This window comes from Yinghuangia seranimata (genome assembly GCF_029953285.1).
In the GTDB taxonomy this organism is placed as follows: domain Bacteria; phylum Actinomycetota; class Actinomycetes; order Streptomycetales; family Streptomycetaceae; genus Yinghuangia; species Yinghuangia seranimata.
In genome coordinates this window covers 296,584-319,744 of sequence record NZ_JASAOI010000002.1, presented here as the reverse complement: position 1 = coordinate 319,744, position 23,161 = coordinate 296,584, and the positions used below count along the sequence as shown (strand labels likewise).

Here is a 23,161-nt window from a genome sequence, read left to right as displayed (position 1 = left end):
CCGGGAGTGGGGATAGCCCTACCGGGTTGTGCGCCCAGACCGACACGCGGCGTGCGGGGGGCGAACGGACCTCGGCGACGCGGACCTCGGACGGAGGCCCGGAGGGAAGGCCTTGCCGCGACACCCCCGTCGTCGCGGCAAGGCCTGAGCCTCCGCCGGGACTTGGCGGAGGTTCGTAATCATGGCCGGTTCCCGCCGCGAACGCCAACCGCGAAGTCGGTGTGTTGCCGACGGCGTGACCTGTCGCATCGCCAGAGCCCCATACAGGGTGAGGGGGCGCCGCATCAAGTGAATCAACCCGTTGATTCAGCCGCCGAGTTGCCGACATGCTGAACAACGCCGCGGAGAACCGTTTCAGGACGTCGCGCGGCGTAGATGGACCACGGGGGCAACACTGCATGGCCGTAAACGGGATCACACCACTCGACGCCGCCGATCCGGTGCGACTCGGCACCTACCGACTGCTCGGCCGGCTCGGCGCGGGCGGCATGGGGCGTGTCTATCTTGCGCGTTCGACGGACGGCTCGCTCGCGGCGGTCAAGACACTGCTCACGGAAGGCGACGTCGCCGACACCGACCGGCGGCGCTTCGCCCGCGAAGTCGCCCTCGCACGGCGGGTCGACAGCCCGTTCACGGCGCGCGTACGCGACGCCGACCCGGACGCCCGCCGGCCGTGGATGGCCATCGACTACATCGCCGCGCCGCCGCTCACCGAACTCGTCCGTTTCGCCGGGAAGTTGCCCGCGTCGGCCGTGAGGTGGACGGCCGCCGGGACGGCCCGCGCGCTGATCGCGCTGCACGACGAAGGCGTGGTGCACCGCGACGTCAAGCCGCAGAACATCCTGCTGCCGCTGAACGGTCCGCGCCTGATCGACTTCGGGATCTCGCACGCGACGGACATGACCCGCACGGCCCTGACCCTCGGCACGATCGCGTTCACCTCGCCCGAGCAGTCCGTCGGGCAGCCGTCCACCGAGGCGTCCGACGTGTACTCGCTGGGCGCCACGCTGTTCTACACCGCCGTGGGCCGCCCGCCGTACGCCGACGAGAGCGACATGTTCCGGCTCCTCGAGTACGTGCGGACCGCCGACGTCCAGCTCGACGGCCTGCCCCAGGAGCTGTACCCGCTGATCAGCGCGTGCCTGGCGCGCGACCCCAACGACCGCCCCGGACCGCGCGACCTCCTCGACTACTTCGCCCGCGACCTCGACCGCGCGCCGACGTCGCTGGGCGGCGACCGCTGGCTGCCGGGCCGGTGGAGCGACCTCATCGAGGAGTACGCCAAGCACGGCCGCGAACTGGCCGACAACCCCGAGCGGTTCATGGAGACCGTGCAGGCGGGGACGCGTGTCGGCAAGCCGCCGAAGCAGGATAGGAAGCCGCCGGAGCCGAAGAAGAGGGCACCGAAGCAGGACGAGACGCCGAAGAAGGAGCCGGCGAAGAAGGACGCGGCGAAGAAGGCGTCGGCGAAGCGGGTGCCGCTGAAGGCGGAGGCACCGAAGGCCGAAGCGCCGAAGAAGGAGCCCCCGAAGGCGGAACCGCCGAAAAAAACCGAACCGCCGAAGAACAAGTCCGACGACGGCTGGGGCGTCATGCTCGTGATCCTCGCCGTCATCGGGCTCGTCATCTGGCACCCCTGGAGCCGTGGCGACGACAGCAACAAGAGCAACACCTCGTCCACGCGGTCGCCCTACAGCTACGCCAGCTCCGGCCTGACCAGCGGCGGCTCCACGTCCGGCGGCTCCACCTCCGGCAGCTCCACGTCCGGCAGTTCGTCGTCCGGCAGCAACGCCTACGGCACCGGCGGGAGCGGCAGCAGCGGAGGCAGCAGCAGCACCAGCGGCGGCGGCGCCGCCCCCCGCACCACCCCCGCCCGCACCCAGAGTTCCGAGGACAAGGCGTTCGCCGCAATCTCCGCGGGCGACTGCCTCGACGCCTACTCGGACGGCTACGGCAAGTGGAGCAGCAGCGTCCCGAACGACGTCAGCTGCGGCGGCGCGAACGCGTACCTGCGCGTCTCGTCCGTCCGTTCGAGCTCGGGCGCGTGTGCGGCCGGCGCAGGGCAGTCGGTGTGGTGGCACGTCAACGACGACATATCGACGACCGCCCTGTGCGTGGAACGCCAGTTCCGCTCTGGCCAGTGCTTCCTCGCGGAGAAGTCGGGCGACACGGTGGGTTCCGCAAACCTGATGACCGTGTGGAACTGCAGCGCCGACAAGGTACCGGTCGCGTTCGACTACATCATGCAGATCACCGCGGTGTACGCGGCGGGCACCACCACCAGTTCGTGCCCGAGCGTGCCCAACCACTACTCGTATTCGTGGACGGCGTGGGACGGCCGCCTCATCTGCGCGAAGGTCGCCTAGAGCGAGGGCTCCGGCCGTCCGATCGAGCACACGATCTCGCCGTCCTTCGCGTCGGCGACGATCTCGTCGCCCGGCAGGGCCTCCCCGCCGAGCAGCAGGTTCGCGACGCGGTTGTCGAGTTCGGTCTGGATCGTGCGGCGCAGCGGCCGGGCGCCGAACTCCGGCTTGTGGCCGAGGGTGACGAGGAGGTCCTTCGCGGCGTCGGTGACGCGCAGTTCGAGGCTCTGCGCGCGGAGCCGGCGGCGGCTGCCGTCGAGCAGCAGGCCGACGATCTCGGCGAGGTCGTCCTTGTCGAGGCCGTGGAAGACGATGATCTCGTCGATGCGGTTGAGGAACTCCGGTGGGAACCGGGCGTGCAGGTCGCTCATGAGGTCGTCGCGGATCTCGCTGACGTCGCCGTGGTGGACGAGGATGCGGTGCGCGCCGATGTTGCTGGTCATGATGACGACGGTGTTGCGGAAGTCGACGGTGCGGCCCTTTGCGTCCGTCAGGCGGCCGTCGTCGAGGACCTGGAGCAGTGCGTTGAACACGTCCGGGTGGGCCTTCTCGACCTCGTCGAAGAGCAGCACGCTGTAGGGGTGGCGGCGGACCTTCTCGGTGAGCTGCCCGGCCTCGTCGTGTCCGATGTATCCGGGCGGGGCGCCGATGAGCCGGGAGACGGTGTGCTTCTCCTGGAACTCGCTCATGTCGAAGCGGATCATGCGGTTCTCGTCGCCGAAGAGCACTCCGGCGAGGGCCTTGGCGAGCTCGGTCTTGCCGACGCCGGTGGGGCCGAGGAAGAGGAACGACCCGACGGGGCGGTCCGGGTCGCCCATGCCCGCGCGTGAGCGGCGCACCGCCTGGGCGACGGCGACGACGGCCTCGTCCTGGCCGACGACCCGTTCGTGGAGGGCGTCCTCGAGCCTGAGGAGGCGTTCCTTCTCGTTCTGGGTCAGTTGCGCGACGGGGATGCCGGTCTTGCGGGACAGCACCTCGGCGATGTCGGCCTCCCGCACCGCGGCGACGCCCTCGCGGCGTTCCTCGACGCCGGCCGACGTGCCCTCGATCTCGGCGATCCGCCCCTTGATCTCGCCCGCGCGTTCGAAGTCCTCGGCGGCGACGGCCTCGTCCTTCTCGCGCCGCAGCGTGGCGAGTTCGTCCTCGCGGTCGGCCTCCGCCGTGCTGCGGCCCAACGAGGCCAGCCGGACGCGGGCGCCGGCCTGGTCCATCAGGTCGATCGCCTTGTCGGGCAGGAACCGGTCGCTGATGTAGCGGTCGGACAGCTCGGCGGCGGCGACCAGCGCCTCGTCGGTGAAGCGCACCTGGTGGTGGGCCTCGTAGGCGTCGCGCAGCCCTTCGAGGATCTGGATGGTCTCGTCGACGGACGGCTCGGGGATCAGGACGGGCTGGAAGCGGCGTTCCAGCGCGGCGTCCTTCTCGATGTACCTGCGGTACTCGTCGAGGGTGGTCGCGCCGACCGCGTGCAGTTCGCCGCGGGCCAGGGCGGGCTTGAGCATGTTCCCGGCGTCCATCGCGCCCTCGCCGCCGGCGCCCGCGCCGACGACGGTGTGGAGTTCGTCGATGAACAGGATGGTGGAGTGCTCGGCGGCCTTGACCTCGTCGATGACCTTCTTCAGGCGCTCCTCGAACTCGCCGCGGTACTTCGAGCCGGCCACCAGGCCCGGCAGGTCGAGCGCGACGACGCGCTTGTCCTTGAGCGGCTGCGGGACGTCGCCGGACACGATGCGCTGCGCGAGGCCCTCGACGATCGCGGTCTTGCCGACGCCGGGCTCGCCGATGAGCACCGGGTTGTTCTTGCTGCGCCGGGACAGGATCTCGACGGTCTGTTCGATCTCCTCGGCGCGGCCGACCACGGGGTCGAGGCGTCCGGCGCGGGCGTCCTCGGTCAGGTCGCGGCCGAACTCGTCGAGGGTCGGCGTGTCGGACTCTTCGGGCGGCTGCGGCGCGCCCTCCCCGCGGGCGACCCGCGCGACGCCGGAGGCCAGCGCGTCGGTGTCGACGCCGCGGGCCTTGAGCAGCTTGGCCGCGCCGGTGTCGGGGTCGCCGAGCAGCGCGCCGAGGATGTGCTCGCCGCCGACGTACGTGCCGCCCGAGGCCCGCGAGAGGGCGTGCGAGCCGATGAGCACGCGCTTGGCCGCCGGGGTGAGGCCGGGCTGCGCGGACGGAACGCCGCCCTCGCGCGGCAGCACGTCTGCGAGGTCGCGCGCGAGCCGGTCCGGGTCTGCGCCGACCTTGTCCAGCAGGGTCCGCGTGGGCTCGGTCTGCGTGGCGGCCCACAGCAGGTGCTCGGTGTCCAGGTCCGACCCGCCGTCCTCCTCGGCCTTGGCGGAGGCCCGCGCGAGCAGCTCGCGCGCCGACTCGGTCAGCAGCTTGCCGATCGGCACCCGCTGCACGGCCGGCGGCGACGCCGCGGGCGACATGCCGAAGAACCGGTTGAGCAGGTCGCCGAACGGGTCGGACGGGCCGAAGGAGCCGTACGAGGGGACGGACATGGCGCGGGCCTCCAGTGCCGGAACAGGATTTCAGTCCAACAACCGCCGCAAGGTCCCGCAAAGGCACAGGCACCGGGCTAGCCAGCACGGGTGACCCGCCCGGTCCGCCGCCACCTCGCGCACCCCCTGGGCCCGCCCCCGCAACGCCCCCACACCAACCGTGCCGACGCCGCCGCACGCCACCCCCACCGACCCGCCACTACGGCGAACGGGTGACCGTTCACCATCCGCCGGCCAGGTGACGCCCCGCCGACACGCGGACGGCCCCGTCCAGCGGGTGCCGACCGGGCCGACCCGGCATAGCCTGCGGATGGGTATGCCGTTCCACCGGAAGGGACGCCGGCGATGCACGAGATGCGACTCCACACAGGCAGCGACGCCCAGCCCCGCGCCTGGCACATCACCCCGACCGGAGCGGTCACACCGTTGTGCGGCCTCCCGATCGAGCCGGCCGTCACCACCGCCCAGGACGACGGCGCCGACGCCCCGCCCTGCGCCGAATGCCTAGCGGCCTACGGCAACCTGCTGGCGGCGGGCCCGGCCCCCTCCGGCACGTAACCACGACGGCTGGGGCACACGCGCCGCCGCACGCCGCCGGGCCTGGACGAACGCCAGTGCGATCGACGCGGAACGGCTCGTGAGGTGCCGCATGCCGCGCAGACCGCCGCTGACGACCGCCCGGGCCCGCGCACCGCAGATCACGGCACTGGCGGTTCGCGGGATTAACCCGCGCGCCCCCGCCAACCACGCCGGACGCGCCGCGCCGACCTCGCCCTGCTGCGCGCCCTCGCCGCCGCCGAACCCGGCCCCGCTGTGGCGCGTCCGACCGGTGGCGACGGAACCCGTCGCCACCCCGGACCCCGCACCGCCGGGTCCGCGCGGCCAGGGCGTGCCTGGTGGATCTCTTCGGATGAGCCCCGTCGTGTGGCACGCGCGCGCCCGACCTGGAGTCCCACTGGACGCGCCCTGACCTCGGAGGCCGAAGCGGTTGCCGTCGGCGTCCACCGCACGCCGGAGGCGACTTCGCCCGGCGCGCTGCGCTCGCGCACCCACCGCCGGCAGCGCGGTACGGGCGGCGTCGACGTCGGTGAACGTCGCCGGCACGTTGGACCGGTCGCCGTGCGCGTTCTCGTCGGTGTGCGGGGCGAAGCCTGCCGCCGCGGCCGCCTCCCGCAACGGGCCGGACCGTCCGGTGTCGCGCCTGGCGGCGACGACCGTCCCCCGCCGGCGCGGACCGCGCTCCAGGCAGGGCCGCGCGGGCCCGGCTCCCCCGTGGCCGGGGCCGCGCGTCGGGTGTCCGGGTCGGACGTCCGGCGTCAGACGAACACCAGTGCGGTCAGGCCCAGGTAGATCCCGCCGGTGACGTAGGCCATCTGCTGGGCGCGGCGTGGGGTGCCGCGGAGGGTGCCGGTGAGGGCCGCGCCCAGCGCCGCGTAGCCGAGGTCCAGGGTGAGCGCGATGGCGAGGAACACCAGGCCGAGGACCAGCATGTGGGCCCGCGTCTCGCCTGCCGACAGGTCCCGGGGCAGGAACTGCGGGAAGAAGGCCAGGAAGAACAGCACGACCTTCGGGTTGAACAGGTTGACCAGGACCGCGTCGCCGTAGAGCCGCCGCAGTCGGCGGCGCGTGGGAGGAGTGGCCGGGTCGGCCTCCTCCCCCACCGCCGTCGGCCGCGACATCAGGGCCCGTACGCCCAGGTAGGCGAGATAGGCCGCCCCGGTGTACCGCAGGAGGGTGAAGGCCAGCGGGTGGTCGGCGATGACGGTCGCCAGTCCGCCGACGGCGGCGAGGACGTGGACGAGCGTCCCGGTCTCCACCCCCAGCGCCGACACGATGCCGGCCCGCCGCCCGTCCTCCACGCTGCGCGTGACGATGTAGATCAGGTTGGGCCCCGGTATGGCGACCAGCGCCAGTGAGGCCAGGACGAACGCGGCGAGCGAGGTCATCCGCGTTCCAACGCCGTCTGGAGCAGGCCGAGCGGCGGAGCGCCGAGGTCGAACATGGCGGTGTGGAAGCGGCGGAGGGTGAAGCCGGAGCCCCAGCGCTTCATGGCCTGTTCGCGCAGGTCGACGACGGCGAACTTGCCCCAGGTGTAGCGGCCGTAGGTGGGGTCGAACAGCCCGCGCTCGGCCTCGTGCACGGCGGCGGGGCCGGAGAGCGACACGTCGTCGACGAACCGTGCCGTCGCGTCGGCCAGCGTCATGCTGCCGGTGTGGAGGCCGATCGCGCACGCGAAGCGGGTGACGCGGCGCAGCGCGTCCTGGGCGACGGCGACGGCGACCCGCGGCCCGCCGCCGCGGAAGCCCTGTTCGAGGGCGAGTTCCTCGCAGTAGTGGGCCCAGCCCTCGATGAACGCGTCGGAGTGGAGCGTGCGGCGGACGTCGCTGCCGGCCCGACGCAGCGCCGTGAAGTGGCTGGCGTGTCCGGGGGCGACCTCGTGGATGGCCATGTTGGGCATGAGGGTGCGGTTGAAGCTGCCGGACAGCCACTGGTCCCGCTCCGCCTTCGACCACGCGCTCCCCGGGAGGCTGACCCGGAACGCGGCGGGCGTCTCCGGCTCGTACGGGGCGGACGCGAACAGGCCTGCGAGTGCCCGGCGTTGGGAGTCCGGCATGGGCAGGACGTCCACCTCGAGGTCGTGATACGGCACGAGATCGCGTTCGGCGGTCCACGCGATCGCCTCGTCGACGAGTCCCTCGAACTCGGCCAGCAGGCCGCCGGCGTCGGGGTGGTCCGCCTGGAGCGCGCGGACGGTTTCGGCGGTGGGCGCGTCGGGGTCGATGGCGCGCAGGGACTCGTCGAGCAGTTCGCGGAGGCGGTCGCGTTCGGCGTCGACGCGGAGCGACAACGCGGTGAGGTCGACGGTGAGGGCCTCGGCCGAGCCGAGGAGCCGGGCGAGCGCGGGGGCACCGAGTGCGGCGTCCGGCGGGCCGTCCGTTGAGGCGATCAGGAGGTGGGCGACGAGGCGGGCGTGGGCGCGTTGGGCGGCCTTGTGGATGGGGCCGCCGCCCGGTTCGAAGGCGGCGGTCAGGCCGATGGCCATGGGTAGCGTGGCCCCCGCCAGCGGTGCGGGGACGCGGTCGAGGGATTCGATGGCGGCGTCCACGGCGTCGGGCCAGAGGCGCAGGTGGGCGGTGCGGGCGGCGTCGCGCTCGGGCTGGGGAGCGTAGGCGCGGTCGTAGCAGGACACGTCGAGGTTCTCGATGTGCCACAGCGGGTTGCTGCGGTGCAGTTCGAGTTCGCCGAAGCGGGCGCGCAGGGCGTCCTCGGCGGCCGAGGCGTGCGCCTCGTCGTGCGGGTCGGCGTAGGCCTGCGTGCCGGCCGGCCCGCCGAGGGCGGCGAGGCCGCGTCGTACGCCGTCCGGGGACAGGTCCTGGACGACGCCGTCGTACTGGTGCAGTCCCGCGCTGTCGCGTGCGGCGAAGACGGACAAGTCGCACATCGCCGTAAGGCGGGGGTCAAGATCGTATTCGGATGCCATGCCGTTAGCCTCGGGCCACGGCGGCGCGGACTCCCGTGCCAATGGAGGGGCAAGTGGACCGGAATCCTGACACATCCGAGCCGGCCGGGCTGATCGACCTGCTGGGCGACTGGAGCGCGGGCGAGGGGCCGCTCTACCGGCGGCTGAGCGGCGCGTTGGCGCGCGCCGTCCGGGTCGGGGACCTGCGCGCCGGGGACCGGCTGCCGGCCGAGCGGCGGCTGGCCGACGCGCTGTCGGTCAGCCGGGCGACGGTGGTGGCCGCTTACGACGCGCTGCGCGGGGCGGGTCTGGCCGAGGCGCGTCAGGGCAGCGGGACCCGGGTGTCGGACGCGGCCGCCGCCTCGCGCGTCCCGGCGGACGGCCGGGTGCGCGGCGGGCAGGCCACGGCGGTGATCCAGCGGCTCGTGGCGCAGCCGCCGAACGTCATCTCCCTGGGCCAGGCGGCCGAGCCGGGCGGGCCCGACCTGGGGCGGGCGCTGCTCGACCTGGTGGCCGACGACCTGCCCGCGCTGCTCGGCGACGTGGGCTACCACCCGGCGGGCCTGCCCGCGCTGCGTACGGCCGTCGCCGCCCACCACACCGCGCACGGGCTGCCGACGGACGCCGACCAGGTGGTGGTGACGACCGGGGCGACGCAGGCCGTCACGCTCGTCGCGCAGCTGTACCTGGGGCGCGGCTCCACGACGGTCGTGGAGTCGCCGGGCTGGCCGGGCTGTCTGGACGTGTTCCGGGCGGCGGGGTCACGGCTGGTCGGGGTCGGACTCGACTCGGACGGCATCAGGATCGACCGGCTTGCGGCGGAACTCGCCGCGCACAAACCGGCGTTGCTGTACGTCATGCCGACCTACCACAACCCGACCGGCACCCTGATGTCCGCCGGGCGCCGCCGCCGGGTGGCCGAACTCGCCGCCGAGCACCGCCTCCCGGTCCTCGAGGACAGCGCCCACGCGGCGGCGCTGGCGCCCAAGGACATGCCGCCCCCGATCGCCGCGTATCCGACCGGGGCGACGGTACTGACGGTGGGTTCGCTCGCCAAGGCGGTGTGGCCCGGCCTCCGCATCGGCTGGATCCGCGCGCCTAAGGACACCGTCGCCAGGCTGGCCCGACTCAAGGCACTGAACGACCTCGGCAGCCCGCTGCTCGACCAGGCCCTCGCGGCCCGGCTGCTGCCCGGGCTCCCCGCCCTCGCGCCGGAACGCGAACAGCTCCGGCGCGCCCGGCTCGCGACCATGAGCGAACTGCTCGCGGCGCGCTTCCCGGAGTGGCGGTGGCAGACCCCGGACGGCGGCTCCGTGCTGTGGATCCGCATGCCTGAGGGCACCGACGCGCGCGTCTACGCCCAGGTGGCCCTGCGCCACGGGGCCGAGGTCATCCCCGGCCCCACGATGGACACGACGGGCGCGCACGACAACTACATCCGGCTGCCGTACGCGTTCCCGAGCGAGACGACCGGGGAACTGGTCCGCCGCCTGGCCTCGGCGTGGGCCGAACTGCGTCCGGGCAACGGGCCCTGACCGCGCGTCAGCCGCGCAGCGCCGAGGCGAACAGCTTCGGCAGCGCCGACCAGCGCGGCGCGGCGGCGAACTCGACGAGGCGGCGGCCGGTCGTGGCCCCGGTCCGGTTGGTCACGAACCACGGGGGCTTCGGGGAGATCGCCTTCTCGCCGCGCAGGAGCGAGCGCGGGGCGGGCCGGAACGGGCCGCGGATGACGGTGCGTTCGGGCGCGTCGAGGAGCACCGCGTTGTGGACGACGCCGATGCCGCTCTGCACGTCGGCGAGCGTGTGCCCGGGGAAGGCTCCCCAGCTCGCCGTCGGCGTCAGGTAGCCGACGCCGGTCCAGGCGTTGACGGCCACGCAGCCGTACCGCAGTTCGGCGAGGGCGGCGTCGAAGTCGGGGCCGAGTTCGGCGATCGTGCGCGGGTCGGCGATGACGTTGACGCCGAGGGTTCCCGCGAACTCCTCGTTGGCGGCCTGGACTGCGGACCCCAGGAACTTGCCGGCGTCGCCCGGCAGTTCGAGGACGCCCAGCACCGGCGCGAAGTACTCCGTGGTCAGCGCGGGCCCGGGCCACGCCGGGTCGAGCCCGCTGAGGAGCACCCGGCCGCCGATGACCTCGGCGTCGCGGTAGGACTCCAGCGCCTGCGCGACCCGGCCGTCGCTGCCCGGGTAGTACGCGTCCCGCGCGGGCGCTTCGGCGAGGACGGCGCGCAGGTGGGCCAGGAACCGCTCTTTCTGCGGCCAGTCCGCGCCGACGACCACGACCTGGCCGGCGATGCAGTTGTAGCCGCCGTTGTGCAGCCGCTGGGTGGCGACGTGCTCGGCCTGGTAGCGCAGGTCGGCGTCCGTCCACCGCCCCGGCACGACGATCGTCGGTGAGACGCCGCCGAGTTCGCTCGTGACCGGCTTGTCGAGCACGGGCGTTCCGGCCTGCTTGCGCGCCGCGCCCTCCTCGCCCGCGCCGAACACGATCGCGTCGTGGGTGGCCGCGCTGCCGGTCATGTGGACGTGGCCGATCTGCGGGTGGTGCACGAGGTGCTCGCCCGCGTCCGCGCCGCCGGTGACGATCCGCACCGCGTCGACCGCGATCAGCGGTGCGAGGACGGCGGTGAACACGTCGAGCAGCCCGTCGGTGACCGGGTTGAGCTTGAGCACGACGACGCGGTTGTGGGCGTACAGCTCGTAGAGCACGTCCAGCACCGGGATGGAGGTGATATTGCCCGCGCCCAGCACGACGCCGACGCCGCCGCTCACGTCGGGGGTGCGCAGGCCGAGCCCGGCGCGTTCGCGTACCTCGTCGGCGGTGACGCCCGGCGGCATCCACACCTCGGCCGTGAAGCCGCCGAGGAGGAGCCGGTCCCACGTCGTGTGCGGCAGGACCCGCACGGAGACCCGCCCGCCCGGCGCGCCGCCGAAGGAGAACGCGTCGACGGGGCTCTTGCCGGCCTCCAGTGCCCGGGCGCTCTCGGCCAGCGACGCCGTGGCCATGAGGACCGCGTACGGCCCGGACATCCACTCCTCGCCCAGCAGCGGGCTGTCGTCGGGCAGCCGCTTGTACGCCGCAGCGGCCCGCACCCACGCCTCGGCCTGCGCGGCGGTGGCCGCATGCACCTGCTCGAGCAGGTCACGGCGCCGTGCGACCCCGCACGCCGCCCACGCCTCCTCGCCCCGGACGAGGTCGGCCACCGCCCGGTCGAGCGTCTCGGTGTTGCTCATGCGATCCTCCGAAAGACAGCAGGCGCCGATTGTGCGCTCGCCGCATCGTGCGGCCCCGGCGAAACACGCTGACCCGATGATCACGGGGTGAGCGGCGTCCCTGCTATAGGCCGTCGGCGGGAATCCGGACCGCCGCATTGTGCCCCTGCACAAAAGCCTGCCACTTAGAATGCGGCGGTGACGACCGACGCCGGCGCGGCCGGGACCAGGGCGACCGACGACCGCATGGCGGCCGTCTTCGGGCTGCTGCTGGCCGAGGTCGACCCCCTGGCCGACGCGCTCACCGCCGAGATCCTGGACGGCGAGTGGGCGTACGCGGAGAGCACGCTGCTGGACCGGGGCCAGCTGCGCGGCGCCGTGCACGACAACCTCCGCGCGCTGCTGTCGACGTACCTCGGACAGCCGCCCGACCTCGACGCGCCCCGCGCCGCCGGACGCCTCAAGGCCGAGCAGGGCATCCCGCTCGCCGCGCTGCTGCACGCGTACCGGCTCGCCGGGCGCTTCATCTGGGACCGGCTGCTCGCGGTCGCCGTCGACCAGGACAGCACGAGCGAGCTGCTGCACATGGCCTCGGACATGTGGGTCGCGATCGACGAGTACTCCAGTGCCGCGGCCGAGGCGTACCGCGCGACGGTCGAGGAGCGGTCCCGGCGCGACGCGGCGGCGCGCGGCGCGATGCTCGCCTCGTTGCTCGACGGGCGTGCAGGGAACAGCGGATGGGAGACGGTGCGCATCCTCGGCCTCGACCGCCAGGGGCCGCTCGTGGTCGTCTGCGTCGAAGGCGGCGACGAGCGCGAGCCGTTGGCCGCGCTGGAGACGCGGCTGCGGGCGCAGGACGTCGGCTCGGTGTGGCTGCAGCAGGCCGCCGCGCGGGTCGGCCTGCTGGCCTTCGCCGACGGGCGTGCCGTCGCGGACGTCGTCGAGCGGCTCGCCGCGGCGACGGGTTCGCGTATCGGCGTCAGCCGCCCGTTCGTCTCCCCCGTCCACGCGCCGCACGCGTGGCACGAGGCGCAGCTCGCGGTGCGTTGCCTGCCGCCACGCACCAACGGGTCTCATGTGTACGGGAGTTCACCGGTCGCCTTGATGACCGCCGCCGCCCCCGACGCGGCCGGCGAGGTGGTGCGCGCGGTCTTCGGCCCGCTGCGCGACCTGCCCGAACAGGAGCAGGCGGTGCTGCTCGACACCCTCGAGGCCTGGTTCGCGAGCGGCGGTTCGACCGCGCTGGCGGCGACGCGGCTGCACTGCCACCGCAACACGGTGCTGTACCGGCTGAACCGGATCACCGACCTGACCGGCCGCCGCACGTCCGACGCCGGGGCGGCCGCCGAGCTGTACATCGCGCTCCACGCCGTCCGCCAGGGCGTCCAGTAGGTTGAGCCCGCCGACGCGGGGATGTACAACAGGCACCCGCCTCGCGTTGACCGAGACGGGTGCCTGTCTCCCAAATGAGCGTCAGCGGGTGTGCACCGCACGGGCGTTGTTGAAGATGTCGTAGGGCTGCGTCCCCACCAGAATGCCCTTCTTCGCCAGCGTGGTGACCAGCCGCAGCAGCGCCGAGAGCACCGAGTAGTTCTCCTGGCCGATGGTCACCCACCCGGTTCCCGTGCCCGGCCGGTAGCCGTTGTTGACGTTCGCCGTCGTCACGTTGACGACCACGTCGCCGTAGCTGCCGCCCATCGTCGTGGTGGCCGCGCCGACCGGAGCGCCGAGGGCGAGGCATGTGGTGGTGCCGCCGACGTCAGACGTGATCCGCACCGACATGGACTTGTTGAACACGTCCCATCCCGGGGTCGGGAACTTGCCGCGCCCGGCCATCATTCCGACCAGTTGCAGCATGACCTCCAGCGGCGTGTACGAGTCGTTGGTCACCGCGACCCAGCCCGTCCGCGGCGTCTGCGTCGGCCGGAAGCGGCTGTCGGAGTCGGCCTGCGTCACGCCGGTGAACAGGCCCGCGAAGTTGTCCGCCGGTGCGCCGTTGCCGCAGGTTCCGCCCGGGGTCGTGCCCAGGCACAGGCAGCTCAGCGGCCCGCCTCCCCCGGTGTCGCGGATCTGGGTCGGCGCCGCGAAGACCGCGAACGCCTCGGGCGGGGTCAGGAAGCCGCCCTGGGTGAGCGCGCCGACGATCTGGCCGAGCACCGCGACGTGTCCGGCCTTGCCGGGCACGACGCCCACCCACCCGGTCCGGTTCGGCTGGACCCGGGCCGGCATGAACACCGTGTCGAGCTGCGCCTTCGCGATGCGCGAGGCCACGCCGGTGAACGACTCCGTCGGCGCGCCGTTGCCGCACGCTCCGCCGGGGGTCGTGCCCAGGCACAGGAGGGTGTAGCCGTTCTGCACCACCGGCACCGCCGCCGACCAGGGTGCCGCGGCGTACGTCGCCGAGCTGACCTTGATCGTGTACGGCACGCCGGCCGTCACGTCCGGGAACGTGAGCGACGGCGTGGTGCTCGTGGGCGTCGCGACCACGTGCCCGCCCGGGTCGACGATTTGCACCCGGTAGGTCGTCGCACCCTGTACGGGCTGCCAACTCGCCACGATCGCGGTGCCGTTGTACGACGCGGTGATGCCCGTCGGCGGGTCCACCGCCAGCGTGATGGAGCCGGGCGCGGACGGCCGCGAGGTGGTCGCGCCGTACCGCGTCGCCACCGTCACCGTGTACGGGACCCCGTGGCGCAGGGCGGTCGCGGCGAAGGCGGTGGTGTTCGTCGTGGTCTGGCTGCTGGTCACGACTGCCCCGCTCGGGTCGTACAGCGTCGCCGTGTAGCCGGTGACCCCCGGCACCGCCGGCCACGTCGCCGCGACGGACGTTCCGTCGAATGTCAGCGTGGGTGCCTGCGGCGGGTCGGCGAGCACCACCGTCGCCGGGCCGGACGGCCTCGAGGTCGTCTGCCCGATGACGGTGGCCGCGACGACGGTGTACGGCACGCCCCGTGCGAGCCCGGTGGCGGCCAGCGCGAAGCTGGTCACGGTCCCGGTCGGCGTGTCCTGCACGGTGCGCCCGGTCTGGTCGCGCAGCGTCAGCCGGTAGCTCTGCGCGCCGGGCGCGGCGGTCCAGTTGACCCGGATCTGGCTGCCGTCGTACGCCGCCGCGAGCCCGGTCGGCGGGTCGGCCACGGTCACCTGCACCGGCCCGACGGGTGTCGAATTGCCGGTCGGGGTGGTGCTGTTCGCGGTGACCGCATAGGTGATGCCACTGGCCAGAGCGCTCGCCGCGATGGACACGCTGGTGGTGGCGCTGTGCAGGTGGATCTGCTGGCTCGAGGGCCCGCTCGCGGGTGTCAGGGTGATGTCGTACCCGGCGGCGCCGGGGGCCGCGGTCCAGGTGATCGTGACCGCGGTGCCGTTGTAGGTGGCCCCCAGCCCGGTCGGCGGGTCGATCACCGTGACGGGCACCGGCGCCGACGGCCGGGAGGTGGTGGACCCGGCGATCGCCGCCACCGCGACCTGGTACACCGCGCCGCGGGTGAAGCCGGTCGCCGGGAGCGCGGTCTGCCGTCCGCTCACGCGTACCGTGTTGACGACGCGTCCGCTCGGATCGGTGACCGTGACCGAGTACGCGCTCGCTCCGGCGGCCGCGAACCAGTTCGCCGAGACGACGTCGGCGGCGTAGGTCGCGCCGACCCCGCCCGGCGGGTCGGCGAGCGTGACCGAGGCGGGCTGCGACGGCACCGACGTCGCGGAGCCGACCTGGGCCGTCACGGTCACGGTGTACGGCGTGCCGCGGGTGAGCGCGGCGGCCGGGAAGGCCGCCGTGGCCGCGGTGACGGTCTGGGTCCCGGCGACGGTGCCGCCGGCGTCGCGCAGCACGGCGGTGTAGCCGGTCGCGGACGCGACCGCCGTCCAGCGCGCGGTGACCGCGGTGCCGTCGTAGGTCGCCGTGACCCCGGTCGGCGGGTCGACCGGCACGGTGATCGCGACGGGTTGCGACGCCGCGGAGTTCGCGCCGTTCCGCTGGGTCTGCACCCGCACGGTGTACGGCACGCCGCGCAGCAGTCCGGCGACGCCGAGCGGGATCGGCGGCTGCGTGACGGTGACCTGGGCGGTCTGCGCGCCGCCCGGGTCGGTCAGCGTGACCACGTAGTTCGTGGCGTAGGGCAGGGCCGTCCAGTCGACGTGGATCTCTCCGGCCGAGATGGCGGCGGTGACGTTGCCCGGCGGGTCGAGCAGCACCACCTGCACCGGCGGCGCCTCCACCGCCGTGGTCGGGGCGGCCAGGGCCGTGACGGTGAGCCGGTACTCGTCGCCCCGGACCAGGCCTGCCGCGGGGATCTGCGCGGTGGGCACCGTGACTTCGGCGGAGTACACCCGTGCGGCGAGCGGGTCGTCCAGCGTGACGCGGTAGCCGGTCACGCCGCCCTCCGCGCGCCAGGTCGCGGTGACGCGCGTGCCGTCGTAGGCGGCGCGGACGTCCTGCGGGGCGTCGACCAGCAGGACCGTGACCGGTGCCGACGGGACCGAGAGCGCGGTTCCGCATTCGGTGACGACGGTGACGGTGCAGGGCACGCCCCGGGTGAGCCCGGCGGTGGAGAAGCGGGCGAGGGTGCCGTCGCTGACGCGGGAGACGCGGTCGGAGCCGGTACCGGGGTCGGTCAGCCTGACCGAGTATCCGGTCGCGCCGGCGACCGCGGTCCACGTGGCGGTGACCTCCGCGCCGTCGCTGTGCACGGTGAGGCCGGTCGGCGCGTCGACCGCCGCCACGGGGACGGGTGGGCTCCACGCGCCGGCCGAGTCGCCGATCCGGCCGCGTATGCGCACCTCGTAGGCTCCGAACGGGTGCCCGGTGAGCGGGAGTTCGGCGGGCGATGCCACGGCGACGCGGTCCAGCGTCTCGGGGCCGGTGGCCTCGATCTCGTAGAACTCGGCGTCGGGCGCGGGCGGTTCGGCGGGGTCGAAGGCGACGGTAACCACGGACTGGGCGTACGTCGCCGCGGTGATATGCGGCGTCCCCAGCAGCGTGACCTGCGCCGACTCGGCCCACGGGCTGCTGTGCCGGGGCAGCATGGCCATCACCATCACGGTGTAGACCTCGCCGGGCCGCGGTTCGCGCCCGTCGTGCCGGACGAGGCGCACGCTGGTGCCGGTGATGCCGACTTCGGCGCCGGCCTCCATGCCCCACTGCACCAGGGCCACGTAGTACTCGACCGGCCCGGTGAGCGGCGCGGGCACCGGGGGTTCGGTCCACGACGCGGTGAGCGTGCCCCCGTCGGCGGTCAGCCGCACCTCGGTCGGAGCGTCGAGCGTGACGGCGTCCAGCGGGTCGGACGTGATCCAGGGGCCGGCGTTGCCGTCGATGACGGCGCGGAGCCGCACGGTGTACATCGTGCCGGGTGGGAGCGCGGTGCCGTCCGGGGGCCGCAGGTCGGAGCCGATCTCCTGGACGCCGTGCTGCGTCGCGATGACCTGGTCTCCGGCGAGCAGTTCGAGGTCGTAGGAGGCCGAGGGCGCGCCGTCGAGCCGGACGGACGGCCAGGAGACCGCCACGAAGCCCTCCCGGTCGCTGATGCCCACGCTGTCGGGGGCGGGCGGGTCCCAGACCGTGAAGTCCCGGCTCTCCCAGGGGCTCACGGCGTTGGGGCCGAGGGTGCGGACCTGCGCCTGGACGGTCGTCCCGCTCGCCGCCGCGGCGGCCAGCACCGCGGTCGGGTCGGCGGTCGTGGCGTGCGCCGCGACGACGCCGTCCACGACCACCCGCACCTCGAACTGCCGTGTGGGTGTGCCGTCTTCGACGGCAGGGGTCCACGCGACGGTGAAGGAGCCGTCCGCGCGGGTGACGGAGTCGACCGCCGGAGCCGGCAGCCACACGATGTCCAGCGTCGGCCGTTCGCTCCAGGATCCGGGCAGTTGGTCGGTCACCTCGGCGCGGAGCACGGCCGAGTAGAGGCCGGTCGCCGGGTCGGGCAGCGGCACGGAGGCCGTCTGCGTCGTCCCGGGCAGGGTCTGGTCGGGCGCGATCCGGATGCCGTCCGGGTCGAGGAAGGACACGGTGTACTTGGTCGCGCCGCTGTCGGCCCAGGTGGCCGTCAACTGGCCCTCTGCGTAGGACAGTTCCGGTGTCGGGCTGACCGGTTTGGTCAGCGGCCGGGTCCCCCAGGCGCTGGTCTGGTCGCCGCGGGTGCCGCGGACCTCGGCCTGATAGGTGCCGGGCGGCAGCGGTTCGGGGTCCAGCGGCAGGGTGCCGTTGAGGACCATGCCGTAGTCGTGGGTGGCCACGATGGTCCCGTCGGGCCTCGCCAGGGCGAAGGTGTAGCCGGCGGCGCCGCGGGCGGCGTCCCAGTCGCCGGAGACGAGTCCGCCGCTGTAAGTGACGCTGCGCAGGTGCGGGGACTCGACGGTGGTGGTTCCGCCGCCGCTGCCTCCACCGCTGCCACCGCCGCCGCTTCCGCCGTCGTCGCCGCCTCCGCCGCCACCTCCGCCACCTCCGCCACCTCCGCCACCGTTGCCGCCACCGCCGCTGTGGTGTCCGGAGGCGATCAGGGAGGTGGTGATCGCGGTCGCCGCCGCACTGACCGCGCCGACGGCCAGCGCCCCGCCCGCGTCCACGATGGCGGCCGCGCCGGCCTCGGCGGCCGCCGCGACGGCGCCGTCCACCAGGCCGTTGCAGGCCAGTTCGGCGGCGGTCTGCATCGCGTAGGGGCCGCTGACCATGGCCAGGAACATCGCGATCTTGTCGGGGTCGTTCAGCAGGTCGCGCGCGAACGTCGCCGCGCCGTTGGCGAATCCGACGGCCAGCACCTCGGGGACGTCCTCCCAGCGGGTGCTGCTGGGGACCTCGACGGGGAACGCCGGGAAGTCCATCTCCACGAACGGTCCGCCGAGCGCGTCGACGACCGTGAGCTTGTAGTGGCCGGTGAGGCTGAAGACCAGGTTGCTGCCGGACACGCGGACGTCCGGCGTGACCCAGAACTGGCTGGTGAAGGCGTTCTTGACGAGGAAGTGGGCCAGTTGCCCGCACAGCGAGCCGTCGCTGGTGTCGGCCAGGTCCTTGATCGCCTGGACGAAGTCGACGAGGTCGCGGACCCAGTCCATCTCCGGCCAGCCCTCGAGGACGAACTCGTCGTCGGCGTCCGGATGCGTGACGTAGCTGAAGCCCTGGTCGAACACGCCGAACGGGTAGAGCTCGCCGGGTGCCGTCAGCTGCCCGTGGAAGACCGTGCCGCCGTCGTCGCCTTCGGCCACGGTCACGTCGAAGGCCACGAACGGGGAGCCGAAGAAGTTGAGGCCCGCGGCCAGTTCGAACTTCTTGTCGTGGCCGCTCCCGAACGCCATCAGCGGTCCGCCGGTGTAGGGCTGCCCCTGGGCCGGCTCGGTCTTGGACGCCACCTCGACGAAGACCAGGTCGATGGGCTCGTCCAGTTGGATCGCGGCGCTGACGCCGGTGTACTCGTCCGTGTCGGAGTCGTGGGCGACGCGGATGACACCGTGCAGGCTGAGCGTCTCGACGAGCGTGACGCGGATCTTGGCGTCGAGCGTGAAGCCGTCCGGCGGTCCGGCCAGCGTGCCGTGCGGGTCCTTGTCCGCGGCGTAGTAGGTGAACCTGGTGCCGGCGGCGAGGGTGATCTCGATGAACTCCCCCGGCCAGTCGGCGCCGGAGCCGGTGACGCACTGGGCGATGAACGCGCCGAGCGAGAAGTCCCGGTCGAGCGCGACCCCGAACAGCGCGGGGGCGCCGTCGATCAGGTCGAGTTCGGCGTCGCAGGAGAAGCGCTGGTCGGTCTGTCCGGCGGCGGGCTCGGGGCCGAGCAGGACGTGTCCGCTGAACCCGTACGCGGAGGTCTGCGGCGCGGTGTCGGTCGCCCACGTGTAGTGGACCTTGAGCGCCAGCTTGGACAGCTCGATGCCCGGGATGCCGAACGGCCGGTCGATGGCCTGGCTGGTCTGCACGACGCCGGCGTCGAGCTGTGTGTCGTCGGCGGTGAGCGTCACGCGGAAGGTGTAGTCGTGGCCGAACACGCCGGTGAGCGCCATGTTTCCGGTGAGCTCGAACAGACTTGCCCGCTCGGGCGTGTAGCCGAGTTCGATCCCCGAGAACACGATGGTCTGGATGACCGTGATCTGCGGCAGCCGGGCCTTGAACGTGGTGTTCGTCGGCTCGGCGTTGTCGATGAGCGCCGACAGCCAGACCTCGGGCGGGGTGTGGTCGGTGCCGATCTCCAGGATGTGCGCGAAGAGCGTGACCGGCGCGAAGTCGATCCTGGCCATGAACAGCGCCCCGTTGGACAGCGCGAGCTCCTGGTCGTCCAGACCGTCCAGCGGGTCGTGGAACCCGGGGGTGAGCTGCTGGAGCAGCGGGGTGGTGGACGCGCTCAGGTCGGCCAGCGGCGTTCCGTTCAGGTCGCAGACGACCATGCGTGCCTCGGCCACCTGGACGTAGTCGTCGACGACGCTCAGCACGGCCAGCAGCGAGCCGAACCGGAACCCGTCGCCGAGGCTCGCCGCGACGGCGTAGTTCCACACCGCGTCGGGTGCGGCGAGGTAGACGTAGCCGTCGAGGGCCGGGCCGGTTCCGCAGACGAGCGAGCCGTAGACCACGAACTGCGATCCGGTCAGGTCGAGGTGGACGGCGGCCTCGCGGAAGGTGAGGCCGGCCAGCCCGGCGGGCACGACGGAGGCCCATTTCTCGGCGTCGGTCGGGGCGCCGATGCCGTCGGACAGCTCCGGCACGTTGATGGCGGCGGGGTTCTCGACCACGCCGGTGAGGACGGTCTTGTCGTCGGCGCCGCCGAGGGCGAGGCCGAGTTCGACGTCCAGGCCCGCGAACTCGAGGTTCCCGATCACCTTCGCGGCGACCGGGCCGCCGCCGGCCGGGACGTCGAGGACGCCGCCGATGGACTTCACGGCGAGTTCGGCCGTGCCGAGCGTGATCTCCCAGTCGAACTCGGCGCCGCCCTTGACGTGCACGAACCCGGTGTCGGGCACGGCCCGCACGCTGGCCTCGGTGATGGTGATCGACGCGGGGAGCCCGTAGGTCACGGCGTCGGTCGGCAGCACGGGGACGGCCTCGCTGAGATCCGCGGCGGCCTTCGCCAGGTCGAAGGTGACGCCGCGCAGCAGCGAGCCCGCGAACTCCCAGTGGCTTCCGGTGTCCGGCTTGGCGGCCTCGACCGCGATGGCCACACCGCCGAGTGTCAGGACCGCGGACACGGTGCCGACGACGTCCGCGGCGACCACCGGGTAGGGCATCCGCAGGCTCGCGGCGATGTCGCTGAGCTTGAGGTAGTCGTCCAGGATCGGCCACAGGTCGTCGACGAAGACGGAGAAGCCGAACCGCGTGAGCGCACCTCCGGCGTCGCCGGCGAAGACGAGCGACACCTGGCCGACCTCGAAACCGTCGCTCAGCGGGAGTGTGCCGGGCAGCGCCGCCTCGGCGTCGCCGCCGGACAGCCAAGCGTCGAGGTCGGCGAACGCGTCGACGAAGACGAAGTCCTCGTCGGCGGCGTAGACGAGCCAGTCGCCCTCGGGCTCGTTCTTGACGACGCTGATGTCGACGGCGCTGCCGCACAGGATCAGGTCACCGCGCAGCGTGCCGGTGACGCCGACCGGGTCGGTCCCGGTGTGGAGCGCGAAGGCGGCGTTGAGGCCGCTGACCGACAGCTGTCCGGGGATGATGTCCCAGTCGGTGGACTGCGAGAAGCCGAAGGCGACATGCTCCAGCGTGGCGGCGCCGGGGTCGACGGACACGGTGAACAGGCTGAGTTCGAGCCCGCCGAGGCTGGTGATGCCGACGGGCAGCGCGGCCGGGTCGGTGCCGAGCAGTGCCAGCACCTGGCCGATGGTGGGGATCTCGACCGGCTCGGTCAGGGACAGCGTCCACAGGGTGTCCTCGCCGATCGGGACCGGCAGGCGGATCGCGACCGCGGTGTGGGCGTCGCCGGCCGCGAGCTGGACGGTGCCGGCGAGCTCCCCGGAGGTGCCCCAGCCTTCCTTGCCCTGGGCGATCTCCAGGTCGACGGTCCAGTCGGACACCGTCAGCAGGCCGCCGACCAGGGGCCACGGCGCGGTCTGCGCGATGGTGAACGCCACTTCGCTCAGCGTCTGCTCGTCGGGGTCGACGAGCACGCCGACGCGGCTGAGGGTGAACGACTCCCCCAGGTCGAGGAGGGTGGACGGCAGCACGCCGGTCACGTCGTCGTCCGAGAGCCCGGCGAGGCCCGCCAGCACGGTCAGCGTCGGGACGGTGCCTGTGTCGGTGATCGTCAGGTACCACGGGCCGGACGGCGGGATGCCGGCCGTCACCGCGTACCGCCCCTCGCCCAGTTTCAGCGTGCCACGCAGTTCGCCGCCGTAGGAGATCTGCGGGTCCGGGGACGCCGGGCCGGGTGCGCGGAGCACCGTGAGTCGCAGTTCGAGGTCGGTGAGCGCGAGGACGGGCTCCGGGTCGGTGGACTCGGGGTCGGAGACGAGCGTCCAGGGGCCCGCGGAGAAGGTGACGGAGGTGCTGGTCGCTCCCAGGCCGTCGGGGGCGAAGTCCATCGTCCATTCACTCGGCCGCACTCCGGCCAGGTCGAGGAGAGTGGTGGGCAGTGTGGTGCCGAACACGTCCGTGACGCCCGAGCCGTCCAGCACGCTGGTGACGGTGGTGCCGTCGATCGCCGGATCGGCGGCGCGCAGGGTGAGTTCCGGGGTGAGCGGGGTGGGCAGGTCGACGGTGGCGGCGCCGAAGGGCAGCCGGCCGGTGATGGTGAGCGTCTCGGTGCCGTCCGGGGCGTAGCCGAGGGCGATGACGCCGTCGTCGAAGGTCAGCGCGTCCTGGCCGACGCGGGACGCGGTCAGCGGTTCGAGCGTCTCCGGGGCGGTCCAGGCGAACTCCGGGACGGCGTCCGCGGTGACGGTGAGCGGGCCGCCGATACCGGTGGAGCGCGCGGTGGCGGTGCCGGTGCCCGCGGGCCTCAGGTCGCTCTGGACGGTCGTCGTCGCGTGGAACGACAGGCCGGGCTCCAACGGGAACGGGAAGGCCTCGTCCGGGTGCGCGAAGGTGGTCGCGGCGAATCTGGGACCGGCCATGGGCACGTACTCGAGCGCGGTGCCGCCGAGCACGGGGAACGCGTCGGCGAGGTTCCAGGGTTCGGGCGGCACCGCGGTCCAGGTGGCCTGGAGCACGTCCGCTCCGGAGACCGTGAAGACCAGGGTGACGACGGTGGCCGGGTCGTCGGTGAGCGCGGCCGAGGTACCGGTGAGCACCAAGGCGCCGTCGGTCAGTTCGGGCGCGGTCTCGGAGGTGACCGTCAGTCCGGACTGGGCGAGCGCGGTCTCCAGCGCGACCCGGACGGCGTCCTGGTCGGCGAGGAAGACGGTCTCGTCGAGCGGGTAGACCGAGTCGACCTCGGCGGCGATCATCCGGTCGCGCAGCGCCGACAACACCTGTGCGCCGGAGGGGACTTCGATGGTCGCCGGCTCGCTCGGCGGGCCTAAGGCGGTCACCGTCACGGTGTAGCCGAGTCCGGGTTCGCCGGTGAACTCGTACCGCGGTTCGGTGACGTCCACCGGCTCGCTGCCGGAGACGTCGACGCGGTAGCCGGCGGCGCCTTCGACCGGCGGCCAGGACGCGGTGACCGTGGTCCCGGAGAGCGTGAGGGTGACCGTGGGCTGCAGTTCGCTGGGCATGCGTGCCG

The 23,161-nt window shown here is 73.3% G+C and carries 9 protein-coding genes; 4 read left to right on the top strand and 5 right to left on the bottom strand.

The window, feature by feature from the left end:
• Nucleotides 1–398: 398 nt before the first annotated feature.
• Entirely contained in the window at nt 399–2,366 is a 1,968-nt protein-coding gene (locus QI554_RS01630) for a serine/threonine-protein kinase (RefSeq protein ID WP_281464943.1), read from the top strand.
• Here QI554_RS01630 and QI554_RS01625 read toward each other — a convergent pair.
• On the bottom strand, nt 2,363–4,858 hold the full coding sequence (locus QI554_RS01625; RefSeq protein WP_281464941.1) for an ATP-dependent Clp protease ATP-binding subunit: 2,496 nt from the start codon (nt 4,856–4,858) through the stop codon (nt 2,363–2,365). The two genes, QI554_RS01630 and QI554_RS01625, sit on opposite strands and share 4 nt — an antisense overlap.
• Nucleotides 4,859–5,203: 345 nt before the next feature.
• On the opposite strand from QI554_RS01625, the gene QI554_RS01620 reads away from it, so the two are divergent.
• Nucleotides 5,204–5,416, top strand: a complete 213-nt coding sequence (locus QI554_RS01620; RefSeq protein WP_281464939.1) for a hypothetical protein — start codon at nt 5,204–5,206, stop codon at nt 5,414–5,416.
• A gap of 758 nt (nt 5,417–6,174) precedes the next feature.
• On the opposite strand, the gene QI554_RS01615 is transcribed toward QI554_RS01620, so the two are convergent.
• Together QI554_RS01615 and QI554_RS01610 are read right to left on the bottom strand one after the other, a co-directional pair.
• Nucleotides 6,175–6,804: a LysE family translocator gene (locus QI554_RS01615; protein ID WP_281464937.1), complete on the bottom strand. Its 630-nt coding sequence runs from the start codon at nt 6,802–6,804 to the stop codon at nt 6,175–6,177.
• The gene (locus QI554_RS01610) at nt 6,801–8,339 is read right to left on the bottom strand and encodes a DUF885 family protein (protein WP_281464935.1); all 1,539 of its coding nucleotides are present in this window, start codon (nt 8,337–8,339) and stop codon (nt 6,801–6,803) included. Before QI554_RS01610 ends, QI554_RS01615 begins: the two co-directional genes overlap by 4 nt.
• A gap of 53 nt (nt 8,340–8,392) precedes the next feature.
• Between QI554_RS01610 and QI554_RS01605 the strand changes: the two genes are divergently transcribed.
• Nucleotides 8,393–9,853 (top strand): aminotransferase-like domain-containing protein, encoded by a 1,461-nt coding sequence (locus tag QI554_RS01605; RefSeq protein ID WP_281464933.1) that lies wholly within the window; start codon nt 8,393–8,395, stop codon nt 9,851–9,853.
• Between the two features lie 7 nt (nt 9,854–9,860).
• Here QI554_RS01605 and QI554_RS01600 read toward each other — a convergent pair whose 3' ends face one another.
• Nucleotides 9,861–11,552, bottom strand: coding sequence for an aldehyde dehydrogenase family protein (locus QI554_RS01600; protein ID WP_281464931.1), 1,692 nt, complete (start codon nt 11,550–11,552; stop codon nt 9,861–9,863).
• Between the two features lie 177 nt (nt 11,553–11,729).
• Between QI554_RS01600 and QI554_RS01595 the strand changes: the two genes are divergently transcribed.
• Nucleotides 11,730–12,923, top strand: a complete 1,194-nt coding sequence (locus tag QI554_RS01595) for a PucR family transcriptional regulator (RefSeq protein WP_281464929.1) — start codon at nt 11,730–11,732, stop codon at nt 12,921–12,923.
• An 81-nt stretch (nt 12,924–13,004) separates the two neighbouring features.
• Here QI554_RS01595 and QI554_RS01590 read toward each other — a convergent pair whose 3' ends face one another.
• The gene (locus QI554_RS01590; RefSeq protein WP_281464927.1) at nt 13,005–23,153 is read right to left on the bottom strand and encodes a fibronectin type III domain-containing protein; all 10,149 of its coding nucleotides are present in this window, start codon (nt 23,151–23,153) and stop codon (nt 13,005–13,007) included.
• Nucleotides 23,154–23,161 lie beyond the last annotated feature (8 nt).